This is a genomic window from Rhodococcus sp. NPDC056960 (assembly GCF_042674125.1).
Taxonomy (GTDB): Bacteria; Actinomycetota; Actinomycetes; order Mycobacteriales; family Mycobacteriaceae; genus Rhodococcus_F.
On sequence record NZ_JBHURF010000004.1, the window covers coordinates 136,385 to 153,583 of the forward strand.

Genomic DNA, 17,199 nt, shown 5'->3' on the forward strand with positions numbered 1-17,199 from the left:
CGTGGCTACCAGAGGCTAGAGCTCCGCCTATTGGTAGCGCACCGGGCCAGGTGACCAGGTACCCGACCTGGTCACCTGTCCGGACTCCACCTGCGCCGGCGTTGCCGACTCGTCGAGTGGCGTGTACCGCTCGAGCGAGCCCCAGTCGCGGTCCCAGTCGTTCGACAGGTACGTGGCCAGGGTGCTCGCCGACAGGAGCTGGTCGGTCCAGCCCAGTGGTCCGCCGCCGAACTTGTCCTGCCAGGCATTGGTGGACTCGGCGCCGATGCGGTCGGGCAGGACGCGCCAGTCCGGGACCTCGGCGACGCCGTAGCGGTGGTCGAAGGGTCGCTGGCAGGGGAATGCGAGCCCGACAGCCCAGTCGAGGAGCACCGGGTCGCTGGAGCCGACGACGGTCTGCAGCGTCTGCATCTTCGGCACCCGGGGCGGCGTGACCGCCAGCCACTGGCCGGGGTCGGTGGCCGGGTCGTCGGCCACCAGCCGGACCGTGTTCGCGTCGGCGGGAAGCTGATCGAGCGGCACCCGCAGGTTGCGCCACGACGGCGACGGCCCGATGTCGATCGGGTCGACGGTGCCGAGCACGGTCACCGAGCCGTCCGGGCCGGTGACGCCGTATTCGACCTTCAGAATCTGCCCGGGGGTGACGACGCCGTCCGCGTCGACGGACCGGATGCGTCCGGCGGCCGAGATCGTGAGGATCGGTGCGTCGTCGCTGCGCTCGGGCAGTCCGTACCAGCCGGTGGTGAGGGCGGCGGGTTTCTGCTCCCCACCCCGCTGGTAGCTGCCGAGAACCGGGGTCCGGGCGGGGTCGAGACCGAACGGCAGCGTCACAGTGCTGCCGTTGACTCCGGCGGTGGCCTCGGTGCCGCCGCCGGTGCCGGAGCTGGTGCCCGTCGTCGTCTCGTCGGTCTCGGTGTCGACGGTGTTGGCGCCGCCGGTGGCGATCTTCTCGGAGTCGGCGGTGAGGTCGTCGGCGATGCCGTTGGGAGTGAACCCCTCCGCCGAGGTCGCGCCGAACGCACCGGCGCCGTTCGGGTCGGTGACCGGGGTGATCGGCTGAAGCAGGGCCGCGGTCGGATCCGTTTCGACGAGAACCTCGTCGGCGAGCGCGCACGTGCCGCCGGTCACCGATTCGATGTTGGCCTTCGCGATGGAGTACCCGGGGTACTGCGCGACGGCGCCCTTGAGCAGCGACAGCACCTCGAACAGGACGACGGCACCGGCGGCGACGGTCAGCGGCGACGGCGCGAGCATCCGGGCGCGCTTGCCGTTGGGCTTCTTGCCGTTCTCGTACGGTTCGCGGACGTGGTACCAGGCGGCGAGGAGCAGCGTGAGCACCGTGAGTCCCAGGAACACGGTGGAGAAGCCCTTGCCTGCGATCATCGGCGGCTTGTCCCACCACGGGACGCCGTAGCTGGACACGTACCACCAGCCGTTGGAACTGGTGAACGCGACCGCGAGGATGAAGAGGACGCCCGCCGCGAACAGGGTGCGGTTGCGTTTGGACCGGATACTCGCGGCGCCCACACCGACCGCGGCGAGCACCGCCACCGAGCCCGCGAGTCCGGCGTACACACCGAAGTGGTGGGTCCACTTGGTGGGCGTGAACATCATCAGCAGCAGCGACGCGAACACGATGCCGAGGATGCGGCGGGACGGTCCGATCGCGGTCCCGGGCACCTTCCCCTTGCGCAGGATCAGCATCACGCAGACCACGACGCACAACAGCATCACGAACACGCCGAACCGGCGGGCCAGCGAGCCGTCCGGCGAGATCCCCATGAGCGAATCCCAGCGCAGCCGCTCGTCGAACCATGCGACGTTGGGGCCGAGGGCGGTCCGCACCCGGGTCGACTCGAGCACCGTGGCCAGCGTCTGATCCGCGAACACGGCCACCATCACCACCGTTCCGGCGGCGAGGATCGGCAGGATCTGGGAGGCGAATCCCACCCGATGGCCCCGCGCGATGACGATCTGCAGGATCGGCCGGGCGCCCGCGATGAGCGCGGCGATGCAGATCAGGCCCGACGGTCCGGCCGCGAGCGAGAACGCGGCGATCAGCACGGCGACCGCGCCGGGGAGTAGTCGTCCGGTGGCGATGGCGCGTTCGATCGAACACCACGTCAGCAGGGCGCCGAGCGCGATGACCGGCTCCGGGCGCAGCCCGTTGTCGTACGGCAACCAGAACGCGAGGAAGACGAGCCCGCCGGTCCAGAGGGCAGTCCTGTTGCGGCGCACCGCCACACCGAGCCGGGGGATGACCTCGCGGCTGATCACCATCCAGCAGAGCAGGGCGGCGAGCAGCGTCGGCAGCCGCATCCACATGCTCGCGGTGCTCACCTTCGCCAGCGCCGCGAGAAGTTCGTACGACCACCCGAACGGCGCCTCGGGGACGCCGAACCAGCGGAAGTAGTTGGCCATGTAGCCGGAATGTTCCGAGACGCGGGCCATGCCGAGGAGATAGCCGTCGTCGGAAGTGTTGGCGCCGACCACGTGCCACAGCAGCAACGTCCCGATCACGACGGCGTCGACGCCGGTGAACCTCCACCAGTGCGCGGGCAGGAACCGGCGGGCGCGGCGGCCGTCGATGCCGTCCACCCGGTGCAGCGCGTACAGCGACGTCAACGTCGCGAGGACGCACACGATCATCGCCAGCAACTTGAGAAGGGTCGGGCTGGACGAGAATCGGGAGTCGGGGCTGACGTGCACGCTCAACCCGGCCGGTGCCGTCCCCTGCAGGTCGGTGAACAGGCCGACCATCTGTGGTCGCTGGTCGCCCTCGACGGAACCGGTCACCGGCTGTGCGGTGCCCGTGACCTCGGCGGACGTCCGCTGGTGGTCGGAGGTGACGGTGAGGGCCGTGCAGCCCTGGAGGTCCGCGGCGGTCGCCGAGATCAGGGACGTGCCGCGAATCGTGACGTCGACCGTGCCGCCGGCGCCGGCCCTGACCACGAGGCCGTTCTTCTCGAAGTCGGGCGCCCGGTTCGGGAGGGTGGAGACGACGGTGCCGCCGGCGGACCCGAGTTCGGTGAATACCGAGCAGGGGACGCTGACCTGCATGTCCAGCGGTGTGTACGAGACGAGCGGCGCCTCGACACTGTTCACGGCGCCGCCCTGCGGCCAGTCGATGGACGCGACATCCTGCTTGACCGGCAGGAACGGGGTGGCCAGAGCGAGTACGAAACCGATCAGACCGGTGACGATCGCGACGAGCCGGGAAGTACGAATGCTCCGTACGTCGGACAGCGGTGGTTGGGGCGGCACAGCACGATGTTAGTCACCCGTGAGTACTTATTAACGTCCGGCGGTTAATAAGTACTCACGGGGCCGAAGGCCACTCCCGCACGTCCCACAACCACACGCCGTCGACGGGTTTCGCGGGAAAGCCGACGAGTTGACGGACCGTCTCGCGCAGCACGCGATCGTTCTGGGTGTGCGGCAGAACCAGGACGTCGGCGTTCCAGAATTTCAGATCCGCCAGCGCCTGGGCCCTCGCCGCGTCGTCGATGGCGGGCACCTGACCGGACGACTGGGCGGCGGCGAGGAGCAGGGCGGTGGGACGGTCGTCGGGCCCGTACTTCCCCCGTTGCTCGCTGCCGGCCGGACCGACGAAATATCCACCGGCGATGGGGAATGCGAGATCCTGTTCGGTCTGCCACCGCAGCATGCGCGCGTTCTCCGGGGAGGGGAGCGGCACGGTGACGACCGAACCGTCGGTGACGTACTCCCGCCACGTGCCGTCGGCGAAGAAGTTCGGTGCGGCGTCGCGCTGCACGACCGCGAGAGGTGTGGGGGTCAGCGGAAGGAGGGCGACGGCGAGCCACCCCACCCACAGCAGCGTGGTGGTCCGCTGGCCTTCGCGGGCGGACGCCAGCGCGCGGTCGGTGCCGAGCGCGAGCAGTAGCGCGGCGGCGGGCAGGCAGCCCATCGCGAACCGCGATTCGAGCACCGATTCGAGGAGGGGGAGATGGGAAATCAGCTTCCACGGCAATGGAATTCCGGAGTCCCAGCCGCCGATGGTCAACGACGTGCCGAGTGAGAGCACGCCCATCGCGACGACCGTTGCGGCCGCGGCGCGGGCCAACGGCATGCGCCACAACCACAGTGCCGACAGGCCGAGGAGGATCAGCAGAGGCCAACCGAAATAGGCGTTCTCCTCGGTGGCGTTCATGCTGAACTCGGCCGAACCCGGCTCGCCTGCCAGCGAAGACGTCGGGAAGCTGGTGAAGGATTCGGTGTCGTTGCCGACGGGTCCGTGCTCGATCGCCCGGTAGCTGTCGGGCCCGAAGAACTGCCACCACAGAGGTATCGCGGCGATCGCCAGTGCGACACCGCCCGCCACCGCGAAGCCCTTGATGCTGCGCTTGGCCGCCGCGAACGCCGTCCGCGGCCGGGACGCCGCGAACGCGAAACCGAAGACCGCGAACGCCAATGCGTAGATCAGGAGGGGTTCTTCGCCGAGGAAGATCTGATAGGCGATCAGCAGGCCGAGGACGATGCCGTCGCGGACCGGGCGCAGGCCGCTGCCCAGCCGGATCACGGCCAGTGCGATGAACGGCAGCAGGAACAACGCGACGAAATTGGGGTGCCCGTTGGTGTGCGAGATCAGGGCCGGAGCGAAACCGCACAGGCCACCGCCGACCGCGGCTGCGAAGCGTGACGACACCACGTGCCGGGAAAATACCCAGTACCAGGCAATTGCGGTGCCCGACAAGCCAAGTGTGAGCGCCAGCGTGAACGTGACGGTCGGTCCGAACAGCAGTGTGACGGGCGACAGCGGGATGCTGATGCCGAACATCGCCGTGTTGCCCATCAGGTTGACGCCGAGCGGGTAGTTCTGGAGGTCGCTGGACAGCGGATTCTCCAGGTGGACCAGCGATCGCGCGGCGACGGCGAAGAACCATTCCCACATCGTCTGGTCCTGGCCGCTGCGGACCAGGTAGCCGGTGCCGAGGTGTTTCCATTGGCGGACCAGCACGAATACGGCCAGGCCGGCGTAGAAGACGACCGCCGCGGCATCGGCCGGGTGCGGCCGGAGGCGGGAGCGGAGTGGGCGAGCGGTGGTGCTGGTGGTCTCCGCCGGCCGAGTGGTCTCGACCTGGGTGAGTATCTCAGTCACGCAGCAGCGCCTCCGGTTCTCGGGTCGATGTCAATCGATCGAGGGTACCGGAGACCGCTGAGAGCTTCCTGGGTGGCGATCGGGTAATTGTTGCATGTATCACATCAAGTTGATTTGTGAACTTCTGATCAATACAGGGATATTCTTCTGCCCCACTGGTTACGCTCAGCATGCTTTTTCGTATCGGTTGCAGCGCACTCTGAATGGGGTCGGCATGACGGACATCAGCACATCTCGATTTGGGTACAAACGCTTTACACGCTCGGCGGCAGTCGCAGGCATCGCAGTGCTTGCCATGGTCATGGGCAACGGCACGGCCTCGGCCGGTGTCGACAATTCCAGCTCGGTGATCGACTCGAGGGGAAATCGCATCGAAGTCGTGCAGGGCGACACTCAGTATCAGGTGGTACCGCCTCTGGACGGCGTGCCGACCAGCGTGGAGTTCTTCCACAACGGTTACGCGGGGGTCGCAATCACCGGCCCGAACGCGGAGGAGTTCAAGGGCACTCAGCTCACCGTCGGCTATCAGATCGGTTACCCGGTTTCCTTGGCCGGTGCCACGATCGTTCTCAACTCGCCCGGACTCGGGTTCGCGATCGGATCGAGCAACGGAATCAATCTGGGACTCGTCCCGGACTTCACGCTGGACCTGAACGCCGGGACCAACGCGGAACTCGCCGGTGACATCATTCCGTCGCAGGAACTCGACATCGACCTGGAGCCCGGTGGAATCACCACCGTCCCGCTCCTCGAAGGCCAGGAGTTCGACGGATCCGCTGCTGTGGTCAGGATGCAGGGAGTTCATGGCTCCATCTCCGGTGCTATCGGGCCGGTCACCATCCGTCCGTACGCGATGGCGGTAACAGAGAACGGTGACACCGTCATGACTTACGGTGTGCCGCAGAAGCTCAACTAGGCAGCCCGCCCGACAGGGTGCCTGACAGGGGTCGCCGGACTGATGTCCGGCGACCCCTGTCGGCTGATATGGACGACGATGTCGCCGGCGATCAGCCCGGCGGCACCGAGCAAGGCGACCACGAAAAGCGCCCAGTGCCCGACGTAGACGCCGATGATCGCTCCGATCGTCACGGCGAGTCCGGCAAGCACGACCACCTCACCGTCGGCGGTGCCGAGAAGATAGTCTTCGGCACCGCCACCGGCACGTCGAGGCTCCACAACTTCCGGCATGACCGCTCCTCGCGACGTCCCGACAATTCCCCTCGGGGGACGGAAAATACCCGCCGCCCTGATTGGGTGCGGTGTTCCCGCGGGCACGGCGAAGTAAACGTGAACAGAACGATCAGTTTCTTGTGACGACCACGAACGGTCCGGTCTCCGACACCGTGAATCGGGGGTCGTCGAACAGTTCCTTCGGGAACGTGACGGTGTACCGGCGGACGTTGGGATCGTTGGGATACACGTCCTCGGCGAGGCGCAGTGTGTACCCGTCCGGACCCTGACGGAACACGAACGCGTCGGGCGCCCGCCATGCCGCGGAGTCGAGCGCGGCCACCAGTTGGTCGGGGGTCTCGAGTTCGCTCCAGTCGGCGATGGTCTGCGCGCGTCCGGCGAAGTCTGCCAGGGGATTCGAGTAATGCGACGTCAGCGCCTGGAACCCGAGGTAGGGGTAAAAGCTGAGGAAGGTGGTGTCGGCGGTCAGGACCACGGTGTCGTCGCGGTCGCGGGGGACCTGGGCCTGGATCAGTTCGTCGACTGCCGCGTAGTGGGCGGCGGCGCCGGGCGGACGCTGGTCGGCGCGTTCGCCGTTGCCGTCGGTGTCGGTGTGGGCCACGGCGATGTCGGAGTCGAGGACCTGCGGGATGTTCTGGACGAACGACAGCGCGCCCAGCACGCCGATCACGACGACCGACCACTTGACGCGCGGGTTGTCGCTGGTCGCGAGCACGAGCCAGCCTGCGAATTCGACGAATCCGAAGACACCCGCCGCGCCGAGCAGGACGATCAGTACTGGTTCGAGCCGGAACGAGAGAAGAGTGCTGCCGAGGACGGTGACGGCCATCGACAGCAGCGACCACAGGTAGATTGCCACCACTCCGACGCCGAGGGCCTGGGCTCGTCGTGACGAGGACGCCCGGGCCACGAGCCAGACGGTGCCGAGGAGACACAGTGCGCCGGTGAGGGAGAAGTGGATCATCGGGAGCGGCAGTTGCGCTCCCGCCTCGGGCAGATAGTGCAGCGCGGTTCCCGAGGCCGCCGGTGATCCTCCGACGACCGTCAGCAGATACGGCAGCCAGACGGTGAGCGCGAGAAGTCCGGAGACCGCGGCGATCGTGATCAGCCGGACCAGCGGATCGATCGCCGCCCGCCACGACTTCTGTCGGCGGATCCGCAGGGCCGCGGCCAGCAGTGCGAGCAGGGTGATCGCGAAGGCGGCGAGTCCGAGGTACAGGGTGTAAAACGTGGCGGCGAGACCGAGAAACAGCCCGGTGCCGATCACCGCACCCCACCCCCCGCGTCCGTCCACCCGGTTGAGGCCGCCCCAGGCGAGGACGAGTGCGGGTCCGATCAGGAGGGTGATGACGGCGCCGTACGGCTCGGGTGATCCGTAGGCCAGGACGAGTGCCGACGTCGCGAGGGACACGACGATCGCCAGGTCGTGCCGGATCAGGTTGCTCCACAGCACGAGTGCGACGACTGCCGCGACGGCGAGCGATCCGATGGCGTACGGCTTGAACGCTTCCCAGCCGTCCATGCCGAGGAGGTTCGCGACGCGGCCGCCCACCCAGAACCAGCCCGCCGGGTAGTAGGGCGGCAGGTCGGCGTACGTCATGTCGTGCAGCGCCGCCGAGTCGGTCAGCCGCGTGAGGTATTCGGTGCGGAATTCCTGGTCGACGGAGACGCCGTGCAGGTAGAGCTTGGTCGCGGCGAGGGGCAGGCCCAGGGTGACGGTCACGAACCCGGACAGGCTCGCCCACGACAGCAGCCGGGCGAACCGCGGGGCCCGGTGCAGTCCGACGAGCAGGACGGACACCGCGATACCCGCGATGGCCGCCACCTGCCCGACCGTCGTGACGGCCTGGGTCACGTTGGACGAGTTGAACGCCGGCCACTGCACGCGCGCGAACGCGAACAGCCCGACCGCCGCCACCACCGCGGCCACGACGGCCCCCAGCAGCATTTCGACAGCTGTCGACAGGGACCGTCGGGCCGGTGCTACGTCTGCTTCCGTCACGAGGGGGAAGCTTAGATGGGCAGCTTCTTGAAGATCGGTCGCGGGATGTGGCGCAGGATCATCATCACGTACCGGAACGCGCCGGGCGCCCAGACGAGGTCCTTGCCCTTCTCCGCGGAGGTGACCGCGAGCTTGGCCACGTCCTCCTTGTTCACGGTGAGCGGGGCTTCCTTCACGTCCGCGGACATCCGGGTGCGGACCTGGCCGGGACGGATGACGAGGACGCGCGGGCCGAACTCACGCAGCGCCTCACCGAGTCCGAGGTAGAAGCCGTCGAGGCCGGCCTTGGTGGAGCCGTACACGAAATTGGAGCGGCGGACGCGCTCGCCGGCGGCGGACGACATGGCGATGATCTGGCCATAGCCCTGCGCCTTCATCTTCTCGCCCACCAGTACCCCGACCGACACCGCGGCCGTGTAGTTGACCTCGGCGATCTGGACGGCCTTGCGCTGGTTCTGCCACAGTTCTTCGGCGTCGCCGAGGAGACCGAACGCGACGATCGCGACATCGACGTCGCCCTTCGCCCAGGCGTCGTCGATGACCTTCGGGTGGCTCTCGGTGTCGACGGCGTCGAAGTCGATGACGTCGACGGCGCCGGCGCCGGCCGACTTCAGCTGTGCGACTGCGGCGTCCCGGCCCGGGTCGCCGGGCAGCGCGGCGAGGATCACCCGCATCGGCGCCTTCTTCAGGTACTCCTCGCAGATGGCGAGACCGATCTCGGAGGTGCCACCGAGCAGCAGGAGGGTCTGGGGGTTCCCGACAGCGTTGATCACTAGAGTTCCAACCTTCTGGACATATCGGAGGCGAAGACATTGGTGGGGTCGTACTTGCGGCGGGTGGCGATCCACTCGTCGATCCGCGGGTACATCGCGTGGAACGTCTCGGCGGTGGTCCGCGAATCCTTGGCCGTGTAGAGGCGGCCGCCGAACTTCAGCACCCGCTGGTCGAGTTCGGTGACGAACTCGTTCAGGCCGGCCTTGATCGGGAAGTCGACGCACACGTTCCAGCCCGGGATCGGGAAGCTCAGCGGCGCCTGGTTGCCCTCGCCGAACAGCTTGAACACGTTGAGGAACGAGTAGTGCCCCGACTTCTGGATGTCGCGGATGATGGCCTTGAACTCGTCGACGGCGTTCGTCGGCACCACGAACTGGTACTGCAGGAAGCCGTTCGAGCCGTAGGCGCGGTTCCACTCCCCGAACATGTCGAGCGGGTGGTAGAACTGCGTCAAGTTCTGGACCTTGTCGCGGTACGTGCCGGACTTGCGGTACCAGAGTTCACCGATCGGACCGAACGTGTACTTGTTGGCCAGGCCGTTCGGGAAGACGTCCGGGAACGTCAGCAGCTGCGGCGCGTCGAACGCCAGCGGGTTCTTCTGCAGCTTGGGCGGCAACTGGTCGAGCTTGGCCAGCGATCCACGGGAGATCGCGGCACGGCCCAGCTTCGGCGGTGCGGCGATGGCGTCGAACCAGGCGCTCGAGTACTCGTAGTTCGCCTCGGAGCCGTCGCTGTGGAACGCGATCGTCTCGTCGAGGCTGCCCGTGACGTCGCCGTCGGCGATGAAGTACGCCGTCTCGGTCGGCGTCATCTTGATCGTGGCCTTGAGGATGATGCCCGTCAGCCCCATGCCGCCGATCGTCGCCCAGAACAGTGCGCCCTTGGGGTCGTTGCGGCCGCCCTTCGGCGTCAGCGTCCGCACCTTGCCGTCCGCGGTGAGCAGGTCCAGCGAGACGACGTGGTTGCCGAAGCTGCCGGCACTGTGATGGTTCTTGCCGTGGATGTCGGAGCCGATGGCGCCGCCGATGGTGACCTGCCGTGTGCCCGGCAGCACCGGGACCCACAGTCCGAACGGCAGGGCCGCCTTCATCAGCTGGTCCAGGTTGACGCCGGCGTCGACCTCCACGAGGTGGGTGTCGCGGTCGATGCGGTGGATCTTGCTCAGCGCATTCATGTCGACGACCAGGCCACCGGCGTTCTGCGCCGGGTCGCCGTAGGAGCGGCCGAGGCCGCGGGCAATCACCCCGCGCTGCAGGTGAGAGGGCTTCGACTCGTTCTGCTCCGCGACCTGGGCGACCGCACGCGCGATCACTTCCACGTCGGGAGTGGACAGCACCTGCGCGGTGGTGGGCGCGGTGCGTCCCCAGCCGGTGAGGGTGCGGGTCTGTGTGGGGAGCGCCTGGGTGGGCTGCTCTTCTGCTGTCGTGGACATCGACGTAGAGGCTACCGCCTGTGAGTACTTCTTAACCGCGGGCGGTTAAGAAGTACTCACAGGGCGCTAGCCTCGTCGTCGTGTCTGATACCCAGCCGAGTCACGAGCACGAACCTCACGTTCCGCTCCCCGTCGAGATCCCCGTCACCGAGAACATCGCGGACGACGCCCTGGACCTGAAGACGCAGATCGTCCGTTTCGTCCTGACCGGTGGACTGTCCGCGATCGTCGACTTCGGCCTGTACTTCCTGCTGTTCGAGGTGGTCGGCCTGCCCGTGAACGTGGCGAAGTCGATCAGTTTCATCGCGGGCACCACCACCGCCTATCTGATCAACCGCCGGTGGACGTTCAGGGCCGAACCGAGCCGGGCCCGCTTCGTCGCCGTCGTGATCCTCTACGCGGTCACGTTCGCGGTCCAGGTGGGCCTCAACTGGGTGATGTACCACGCATTCCCCGACACATGGTGGCGTCTGCCGCTCGCGTTCGTCATCGCGCAGGGCACGGCGACGGTCATCAACTTCGTCGTGCAGCGCGCGGTGATCTTCAAGATCCACTGAGGCGGCCCTAGGCAACCGCGCGGCAACGCCGCGGCCGGTGGTGCGATACGCCCGACGGCGGTGTTTCGGTAACGACTCAGCAACTTCTCTGGCGCGGCAGGCGCGTTCGGTGAGAATCGATCAATGCTGATTGTTCTCGACACCTCGGCCGTCTCCAGGGACGCGCGCTTCGAGACGTTCGTCCGCGACGCACTGGACCGGGGCAGCCGGGTGCTGATCCCCCGCCTCGTCCTCGTCGAGGTCGCACACCGGTACCAACGGGAATCGGTCGCGATGATCGACGCCCTCACGGTGCAGGCGCGAATGTACGACCGGCTCGGTCTCCGCGACGACCTGTCGGTGTTCGTCGACGCCGCGCGGGCCAAGGCCGACGGGTACGTCGATTCGCTGGCCCGGCAGCTGGAGGCGATGGGCTGCGACGTGATCGAACCGGCGCATGCCTCCCACCTCGAGGTCGCCGGGCGCGAATTGCAGCGCCGACGCCCCTACGTGGGCAGGAAGAGGCACGGCTACCTCGCCACCGTGAACTGGCTGACGGTCCTCGACATCGCCGACCGCCGCCCGTCCGAGGACGTGGTGTGGGTCAGCGCCAACTCGCGGGCGTTCGGTAGCGGCGAGCCCTCGGCGTGGCACGACGAGATCTGGGCCGAGCTGCAGGAGCGGGGGCTGGGGCACCGGGTGCGCTGGGTCGTCGACCTCGACGACGTCGAGCTGGGGGAATCGGTCGGTCCCCGCCTCGACCGGACCGTCCGGTCCGTCGCCCCGCGGCCGGTACGCGCCATGCCGGCCCCACTTCCGCCCCGCGCACCCGTCGCGGCTCCCGACCCCGTGGAACCCCCGGCCGCGTCGCCGCCTTCCGTGCACGTGGCGAAGCCCCGGGTGGCGCCGCAGCGCATCCTGCCGTCGGCCAATGCGGACACGGGCGGACGCCGCGGTCTCGGCCGGATGATGGGGGGCCGCAAGCGGAAGGTCACGGTGGTCGAGGAGCTCGACGACCTCGATTTCGGGTGAGCCGACGCCGATAACGATTCGGGCAGTCGTCATAACGACTTGGAGCCGATGAGCCCATGAGTGACACACGACCGCAGCGGGTACTCCAAGGTTGAAGTTACGTATCCGTCAACGGCGACGGGTATCGGCGACCAGGGGAGAAGGCATGAAATCTGTGCCGAACGACCGCAATCCGGCTGCGCAGCAGCGGACCGGCAATCCGACTGTCCAATACCGTTCCGGGGCACGGCTCGCGGGCCCGAGCATCGAATCCCAGGTTCTCTACCAGGCGTGCAGGTGGTTCCTCCGGCCCGTCGTGCGGATGGCGCCGCTCAACGAGTCGGCCATCCGCCGGGCGGCGCTGCTGGACCTGGCGGCGGGATTTCGTCCCGCCTCCGGTATTCGCCGACAGAAGGTCCGGCTGCCGGGATTCGACGCGGAGATAGTGCGCGCACCGGGGGTGTCACCGGATCTGGGGGACGGCGTCGTTCTCTATCTGCACGGCGGCGGATTCCTGTGCTGCGGACTGAACACGCACCGGCCGGTGGTCGCGACGATCGCGAAACTGACCCAATTGCCGGTGATGCACGTGGGCTACCGCCAACTGCCAGACACGAACATCAGCGGTTCGGTCGACGACTGTCTGACGGCGTACAAGTGGTTGGTGGAGAACGGGGCCCGCGCGGGCGGGACGGTGTTCGCCGGTGATTCCGCGGGCGGATTCCTCGTGTTCGCGACGGCGTTGAAGGCGCGGGAGGAAGGTGTCGACCTGCCGGCGGGTCTGGTCGGACTGTCGCCACTGCTGGACCTGGATTGCGCCGACAAACTGGTGCACGCCAACGCCGCCCGCGACGTCTTCGCCCCCGTGGAGGCGCTCGTCACCATCGGCAGGCTCGGTGGTGAGGTGGACGGTGTGCTCGACCCGGCGCTGTCACCGGTGAACGGCGTCCTCGAGGGTCTGTCGCCGTCGTTGCTGATCGCCGCGGAAGGTGAGGTGCTGCGATCGGATTCGGAGTTGATGGCCCATCGGCTGAGCGCTGCGGGTGTGCCGACGACGTTGCAGATCTGGGACGGTCAGGTGCATGCGTTCCCGGCGCTGTGGCCGGGTCTGCCGGAAAGCCGAGTGGTGCTGCGCCGTATCGCCCGTTTCGTGGCGACGCGGGTGCGACCCGACGACGGTGTGGCCCGGGACAAGTCGGCCTGACGCCCTACCGTGGCGGTCCCTTGTCGAGCACGATCGTCGCCGTGCGCTGCTGTCCGCTGTCGTCGAACCAGCGCAGCGCGACCGCGTCGCCGGGGTGCCGCGCGATCATCTGTTCGCTGAGATCGGCCGACGACCGGACGGCGGTTCCGTCGAATTCGGTGACCACGTCGCCGATGTCGATGCCGGCCTCGTCGGCGGGGGTGCCGATGCTCACCCACAACACCTCCGCGCCGCGGTCGTCGTCGGTGACGCTGAGGCCGAGCAGGGCGGTGTCGCCGATGTGCACGGTCGCGGACGTTCGTCCGGCGCGCACCTGATCGACGACCGCCATGGCGGTGTCGATGGGGACCGCGTACGACCGCGGTTGTGCAGGAGCGGGTTTCGACGGGTCGGAGTCGGCGTTGCCCGCGGTGTTGACGCCGATCACCGCGGCCGCGGCATCGACGAGGGGGCCACCGGAATCGCCGGGGCGGACCGCCGCGTCCACCTGGATCAACCCGTTCAGCCGGTTCCGGGAACCGTCGGTGGAACTGCGGGCGGTGATCGTCTGCCCGAGATCGGTCACGAAACCCCGGGCCGCCACCGGGACTCCGCCACCCTCCGCGTTGCCCACCGCGGTCACCGGGTCTCCGACCCCGGCGGTCCCGTCTTTCGCGAGGGTCGCCGCGGGAAGGTCGGCGGCCCCCTGCAACCGGAGTACGGCGATGTCGCGGGAACTGTCGTAACCGAGGACGTCCGCGTCGTACTCGGCGCCGTTGCCGAGGCTCACCGCGCTGATGTCGAGGGCGCCGTCGATCACGTGATGGTTGGTGAGGACGACGCCGTCGGGGGTGAGCACGATCCCCGTTCCCGCGGTCTGGGCGAGACCCGAATCCGAGACGAGGGTGACGATCGCCGGGATCACCCGGGCCTCGACCTCCTCCGGGGTGAGAACGACCGGCGGTGGGGGCGGTGGGGGCGGTGGGGGCGGTGCGGCGGGCTGGGCCACCGTCACCGCGGGCGGTCCCGCCTCACGGACCGGCGCTGCGCTCAGCAGCAGACTGCCGATCACCGCCGCGGCCACGGCGAGGACCGCTGCGGCGCGGGGCGTCGTCATGTCCGGGTGTCGTCGTCGGCGCGGATTCGGTCAGGACTGTTTCAGCGACCCCCAGCCGTGCCACGTGTCGATCTCGATCCACGCGCTGATCCTTTTCCGGTCGCGCACGGGGTAGGGGTCACCGCCGTAATGCGCCGCGAGGCGGTCGATGTCGGCGAGATCTTCGTCGTCGACGAACTCCGTCACCCGGCCCTGGACGCTGACGTGGGTGATCCAGTCGGCGGGATCCATCGCGGTGAGGCTGACCCGGGGATCGTTCCGCAGGTAGTCCAGGCGCTTGCGCTCGGCGTCCATGTTGACCAGCACCCTGCCGTCCTCGTACAGATACCAGGTGGCCACGGACACGGGCTGCCCGTCGGGTCGGACGCAGGCGATGGTGGCGTAATTGGGCCGAGCGAACATCTCGGCGGCCTTCGGTGTCAGAGGTGGCTTCGACATGTCCGAAAGATACTCCCTAGCGTCGGTCCCGGAACTGCGGTTCGCGCTTGTCCTTCCGCGCGGCGGTGGCCTCCTCGAAATTGTCGGTGAGCAGCCGCACCAGCAGCTGTCCGAGACCCTCCTGATGGATGTGGGCCTCGAGTGAGGCGGCGTCGAGCCCGGACCACAGGGTCCGCTTCGTCAACTCCAGGCCCGGCCGGGAGAACCGCGACATGCGTTCGGCGAGGTCGAAGCATTCGTCCAGCAGGTCCTCGCCGGGCACGCACCGCGACACGAGTCCGATCCGCTCGGCCTCGTCGGCGTGGACGTCCCGCCCGGACAGCATGATCTCGAACGCCCGGGACGAACCGATCGCCCGCGGCAGCAGGTAGCTCAGGCCCAGCTCACTGGCGGTCAGTCCGTTGTTGATGCCCACCGCGCGGAAGTAGGCGTCGTCCGCCGCGATCCGGATGTCGGAGGCGAGTGCCAGGCACAGTCCGCCGCCGATGGCGGCGCCGTTGACCGCGCTGATCACCGGTTGATGCATCCGGCGCAGCGACAGCACCACGTTGTCGAGCATCTCCATGGCGCGCAGGGCGACGGTCGGCGGGGTGAGTCCGTCGACGTGGGGGAGCGTGCCCGCGGACCGTCGGTCGGCGCCGGAGCAGAAGCCGCGGCCTGCCCCGGTGATCACGACCGCCCGCACCGAGTTGTCGTTGCTGATCTCCTCGAGCGCGTCGCGGAACGGGATCATCACGTCGAACGCCATCGCGTTCATGCGTTCCGGGCGGTTGAGCGTTACCAGGGCGATACCCGGCCGGGGGTGGTCGACGACGACGAAGGTCACGTCTCGATACTAGAACACGTTCTCGTGACCTACCCCCATGTGAGTGTTTTCGTGTACCCGGGCACACGAAAACACTCACATGGGGGGGAGCGCTCCGGCGTCGATGGCCTGCTGCAGCGACGGCGCGGCCGAATCCTTCTCGGACAGCTGGAACGTGAGCGGGCTGCCGTCCCGGCCGGTCGTGGGCCAGTCGATTCCCAAATCGGGATCGAGCGGATGGAGGTCGTGGTCGAGCGCCGGGGTGTATTCGATCGAGCACAGGTACATCACCGTGGACGCGTCCTCGAGGGACAGGATCGCGTGACCGACTCCGGCAGGCAGGTACACGGCGCGGCGGTCGACGTCGTCGATGAGCACCGAATCCCACTGCCCGAACATCGGCGACCCGACCCGCAGGTCGACGATGACGTCCAGGAACGCGCCCTTGACGCAGGTGACGTATTTCGCCTGCCCGGGCGGGTTGTCGGTGTAGTGGATGCCGCGCAGCACACCGGCGGCGGACACCGAGCAGTTGGCCTGCGCGAGTTCGAGAGGGTGCCCGACGGCGGCCTCGAACTCCGAGCCCTTGAACCATTCGAGGAACACGCCGCGGTCGTCGCCGAACTGTCGCGGGGTGATCTCCCAGGCGCCCGGGACCTTCAGTTCGCAATATTCCACGTCACCAGTCCTTGCCGCGCTCGAGAAGTTCGAGGAGATAGTCGCCGTACCCCGACTTGCCGAGAGTGTCGGCGCGGGCGGACAATTCGTCGTCGGTGATGAACCCGCGGCGCCACGCGACCTCCTCGGGGACGCCGATCTTCAGGCCCTGCCGGTGCTCGAGGGTGCGCACGAAGTTCGCCGCCTCGAGCAGCGAGTCGACGGTGCCCGTGTCGAGCCAGGCGGTTCCGCGGGGCAGCACCTCGACCTGCAGCCGTCCGGCCTGCAGGTACGCCTGGTTGACGTCGGTGATCTCGTATTCGCCGCGGTCGGAGGGCTTCAGGTCGCGCGCGATCGACACGACGTCGTTGTCGTAGAAGTAGAGCCCGGGGATCGAGAAGTTCGACTTCGGGGTGGCGGGTTTCTCCTCGATCGAGATAGCCCTGCCCCGGTCGTCGAATTCGACCACACCGTAGGAGCTGGGATCGGACACCCAGTAGGCGAACACGGCGCCGCCGTCGATGTTCTCGAACCGGTTCAGGCGGGAACCGAGACCGGGGCCGTAGAAGATGTTGTCGCCGAGCACCAGGGACACGGCCTCGGTGCCGATGTGATCGGCGCCGAGGACGAACGCCTGCGCGAGGCCGTTCGGTTCCGCCTGCACCTTGTACGTGAGGTTCACCCCGAACTGGGAGCCGTCGCCGAGAAGCCGGCGGAACTGCTCGGCGTCGTGCGGGGTCGTGATGACGAGGATGTCCCGGATGTTGGCCAGCATCAGGGTGGAGAGCGGGTAGTAGATCATCGGCTTGTCGTAGACCGGGACCAGTTGCTTGCTCACTCCGAGAGTGATCGGGTGCAACCGGGACCCCGTGCCCCCTGCCAGGATGATTCCGCGCATGTGCGCAGTGTTCCAGTGTTCGCGTCGGATAGAAAC

General features: G+C 67.9%; 15 protein-coding genes. 4 read left to right on the top strand and 11 right to left on the bottom strand.

The features are described from left to right. Nucleotides 1–27: 27 nt before the first annotated feature. Together ACFTWF_RS07820 and ACFTWF_RS07825 are read right to left on the bottom strand one after the other, a co-directional pair. Nucleotides 28–3,264 carry an arabinosyltransferase domain-containing protein gene (locus ACFTWF_RS07820; protein WP_378460684.1) on the bottom strand — a complete coding sequence of 1,079 codons (3,237 nt, stop codon included), beginning with the start codon at nucleotides 3,262–3,264 and terminating at the stop codon, nucleotides 28–30. A 55-nt stretch (nucleotides 3,265–3,319) separates the two neighbouring features. Further along, nucleotides 3,320–5,119, bottom strand: a complete 1,800-nt coding sequence (locus tag ACFTWF_RS07825; RefSeq protein WP_378460685.1) for a glycosyl transferase — start codon at nucleotides 5,117–5,119, stop codon at nucleotides 3,320–3,322. Nucleotides 5,120–5,333: 214 nt separating this feature from the next. On the opposite strand from ACFTWF_RS07825, the gene ACFTWF_RS07830 reads away from it, so the two are divergent. Further along, nucleotides 5,334–6,035, top strand: coding sequence for an MspA family porin (locus ACFTWF_RS07830; RefSeq protein WP_378460899.1), 702 nt, complete (start codon nucleotides 5,334–5,336; stop codon nucleotides 6,033–6,035). Here the strand turns inward: ACFTWF_RS07830 and ACFTWF_RS07835 are convergent. From ACFTWF_RS07835 to ACFTWF_RS07850, 4 genes are all read right to left on the bottom strand, one after another. Next, nucleotides 6,032–6,307 (bottom strand): hypothetical protein, encoded by a 276-nt coding sequence (locus ACFTWF_RS07835; protein WP_378460686.1) that lies wholly within the window; start codon nucleotides 6,305–6,307, stop codon nucleotides 6,032–6,034. The genes ACFTWF_RS07830 and ACFTWF_RS07835 overlap by 4 nt on opposite strands. A 112-nt stretch (nucleotides 6,308–6,419) precedes the next feature. Then, on the bottom strand, nucleotides 6,420–8,312 hold the full coding sequence (locus ACFTWF_RS07840) for a galactan 5-O-arabinofuranosyltransferase (protein ID WP_378460687.1): 1,893 nt from the start codon (nucleotides 8,310–8,312) through the stop codon (nucleotides 6,420–6,422). An 11-nt stretch (nucleotides 8,313–8,323) separates the two neighbouring features. Further along, nucleotides 8,324–9,085 (bottom strand): decaprenylphospho-beta-D-erythro-pentofuranosid-2-ulose 2-reductase, encoded by a 762-nt coding sequence (locus ACFTWF_RS07845; RefSeq protein WP_378460688.1) that lies wholly within the window; start codon nucleotides 9,083–9,085, stop codon nucleotides 8,324–8,326. Continuing rightward, nucleotides 9,085–10,518: an FAD-binding protein gene (locus ACFTWF_RS07850; protein ID WP_378460689.1), complete on the bottom strand. Its 1,434-nt coding sequence runs from the start codon at nucleotides 10,516–10,518 to the stop codon at nucleotides 9,085–9,087. Before ACFTWF_RS07850 ends, ACFTWF_RS07845 begins: the two co-directional genes overlap by 1 nt. An 80-nt stretch (nucleotides 10,519–10,598) precedes the next feature. Here ACFTWF_RS07850 and ACFTWF_RS07855 point away from each other — a divergent pair, with 80 nt between their 5' ends. The 3 genes from ACFTWF_RS07855 to ACFTWF_RS07865 all read left to right on the top strand — a co-directional run bounded on the left by ACFTWF_RS07855 (nucleotide 10,599) and on the right by ACFTWF_RS07865 (nucleotide 13,269). Beyond that, nucleotides 10,599–11,075, top strand: coding sequence for a GtrA family protein (locus ACFTWF_RS07855; protein ID WP_378460690.1), 477 nt, complete (start codon nucleotides 10,599–10,601; stop codon nucleotides 11,073–11,075). 123 nt (nucleotides 11,076–11,198) lie between these two features. Further along, on the top strand, nucleotides 11,199–12,086 hold the full coding sequence (locus ACFTWF_RS07860; protein WP_378460691.1) for a PIN domain-containing protein: 888 nt from the start codon (nucleotides 11,199–11,201) through the stop codon (nucleotides 12,084–12,086). A gap of 145 nt (nucleotides 12,087–12,231) precedes the next feature. After that, nucleotides 12,232–13,269, top strand: a complete 1,038-nt coding sequence (locus ACFTWF_RS07865) for an alpha/beta hydrolase (RefSeq protein ID WP_378460692.1) — start codon at nucleotides 12,232–12,234, stop codon at nucleotides 13,267–13,269. Nucleotides 13,270–13,273: 4 nt separating this feature from the next. Here ACFTWF_RS07865 and ACFTWF_RS07870 read toward each other — a convergent pair whose 3' ends face one another. From ACFTWF_RS07870 to rfbA, 5 genes are all read right to left on the bottom strand, one after another. Beyond that, complete coding sequence (locus ACFTWF_RS07870; RefSeq protein ID WP_378460693.1) at nucleotides 13,274–14,365, bottom strand: S1C family serine protease; 1,092 nt, start codon at nucleotides 14,363–14,365, stop codon at nucleotides 13,274–13,276. A 30-nt stretch (nucleotides 14,366–14,395) separates the two neighbouring features. Then, on the bottom strand, nucleotides 14,396–14,803 hold the full coding sequence (locus ACFTWF_RS07875) for a TIGR03618 family F420-dependent PPOX class oxidoreductase (RefSeq protein WP_378460694.1): 408 nt from the start codon (nucleotides 14,801–14,803) through the stop codon (nucleotides 14,396–14,398). 16 nt (nucleotides 14,804–14,819) lie between these two features. After that, nucleotides 14,820–15,629, bottom strand: a complete 810-nt coding sequence (locus tag ACFTWF_RS07880) for an enoyl-CoA hydratase (protein ID WP_378460695.1) — start codon at nucleotides 15,627–15,629, stop codon at nucleotides 14,820–14,822. Nucleotides 15,630–15,704: 75 nt separating this feature from the next. Further along, the gene (locus tag ACFTWF_RS07885; RefSeq protein WP_378460696.1) at nucleotides 15,705–16,286 is read right to left on the bottom strand and encodes a dTDP-4-dehydrorhamnose 3,5-epimerase family protein; all 582 of its coding nucleotides are present in this window, start codon (nucleotides 16,284–16,286) and stop codon (nucleotides 15,705–15,707) included. A gap of 1 nt (nucleotide 16,287) precedes the next feature. Then, complete coding sequence (rfbA, locus tag ACFTWF_RS07890) at nucleotides 16,288–17,163, bottom strand: glucose-1-phosphate thymidylyltransferase RfbA (RefSeq protein ID WP_378460697.1); 876 nt, start codon at nucleotides 17,161–17,163, stop codon at nucleotides 16,288–16,290. Nucleotides 17,164–17,199 lie beyond the last annotated feature (36 nt).

Coding starts and splice junctions, on each gene's coding strand:
- ACFTWF_RS07830 (WP_378460899.1), top strand. CDS start 5,334: ATGACGGACATCAGCACATCTCGATTTGGGTACAAACGCTTTACACGC.
- ACFTWF_RS07835 (WP_378460686.1), bottom strand. CDS start 6,307: ATGCCGGAAGTTGTGGAGCCTCGACGTGCCGGTGGCGGTGCCGAAGAC.
- ACFTWF_RS07850 (WP_378460689.1), bottom strand. CDS start 10,518: ATGTCCACGACAGCAGAAGAGCAGCCCACCCAGGCGCTCCCCACACAG.
- ACFTWF_RS07860 (WP_378460691.1), top strand. CDS start 11,199: ATGCTGATTGTTCTCGACACCTCGGCCGTCTCCAGGGACGCGCGCTTC.
- ACFTWF_RS07865 (WP_378460692.1), top strand. CDS start 12,232: ATGAAATCTGTGCCGAACGACCGCAATCCGGCTGCGCAGCAGCGGACC.
- ACFTWF_RS07870 (WP_378460693.1), bottom strand. CDS start 14,365: ATGACGACGCCCCGCGCCGCAGCGGTCCTCGCCGTGGCCGCGGCGGTG.
- ACFTWF_RS07875 (WP_378460694.1), bottom strand. CDS start 14,803: ATGTCGAAGCCACCTCTGACACCGAAGGCCGCCGAGATGTTCGCTCGG.
- rfbA (WP_378460697.1), bottom strand. CDS start 17,163: ATGCGCGGAATCATCCTGGCAGGGGGCACGGGGTCCCGGTTGCACCCG.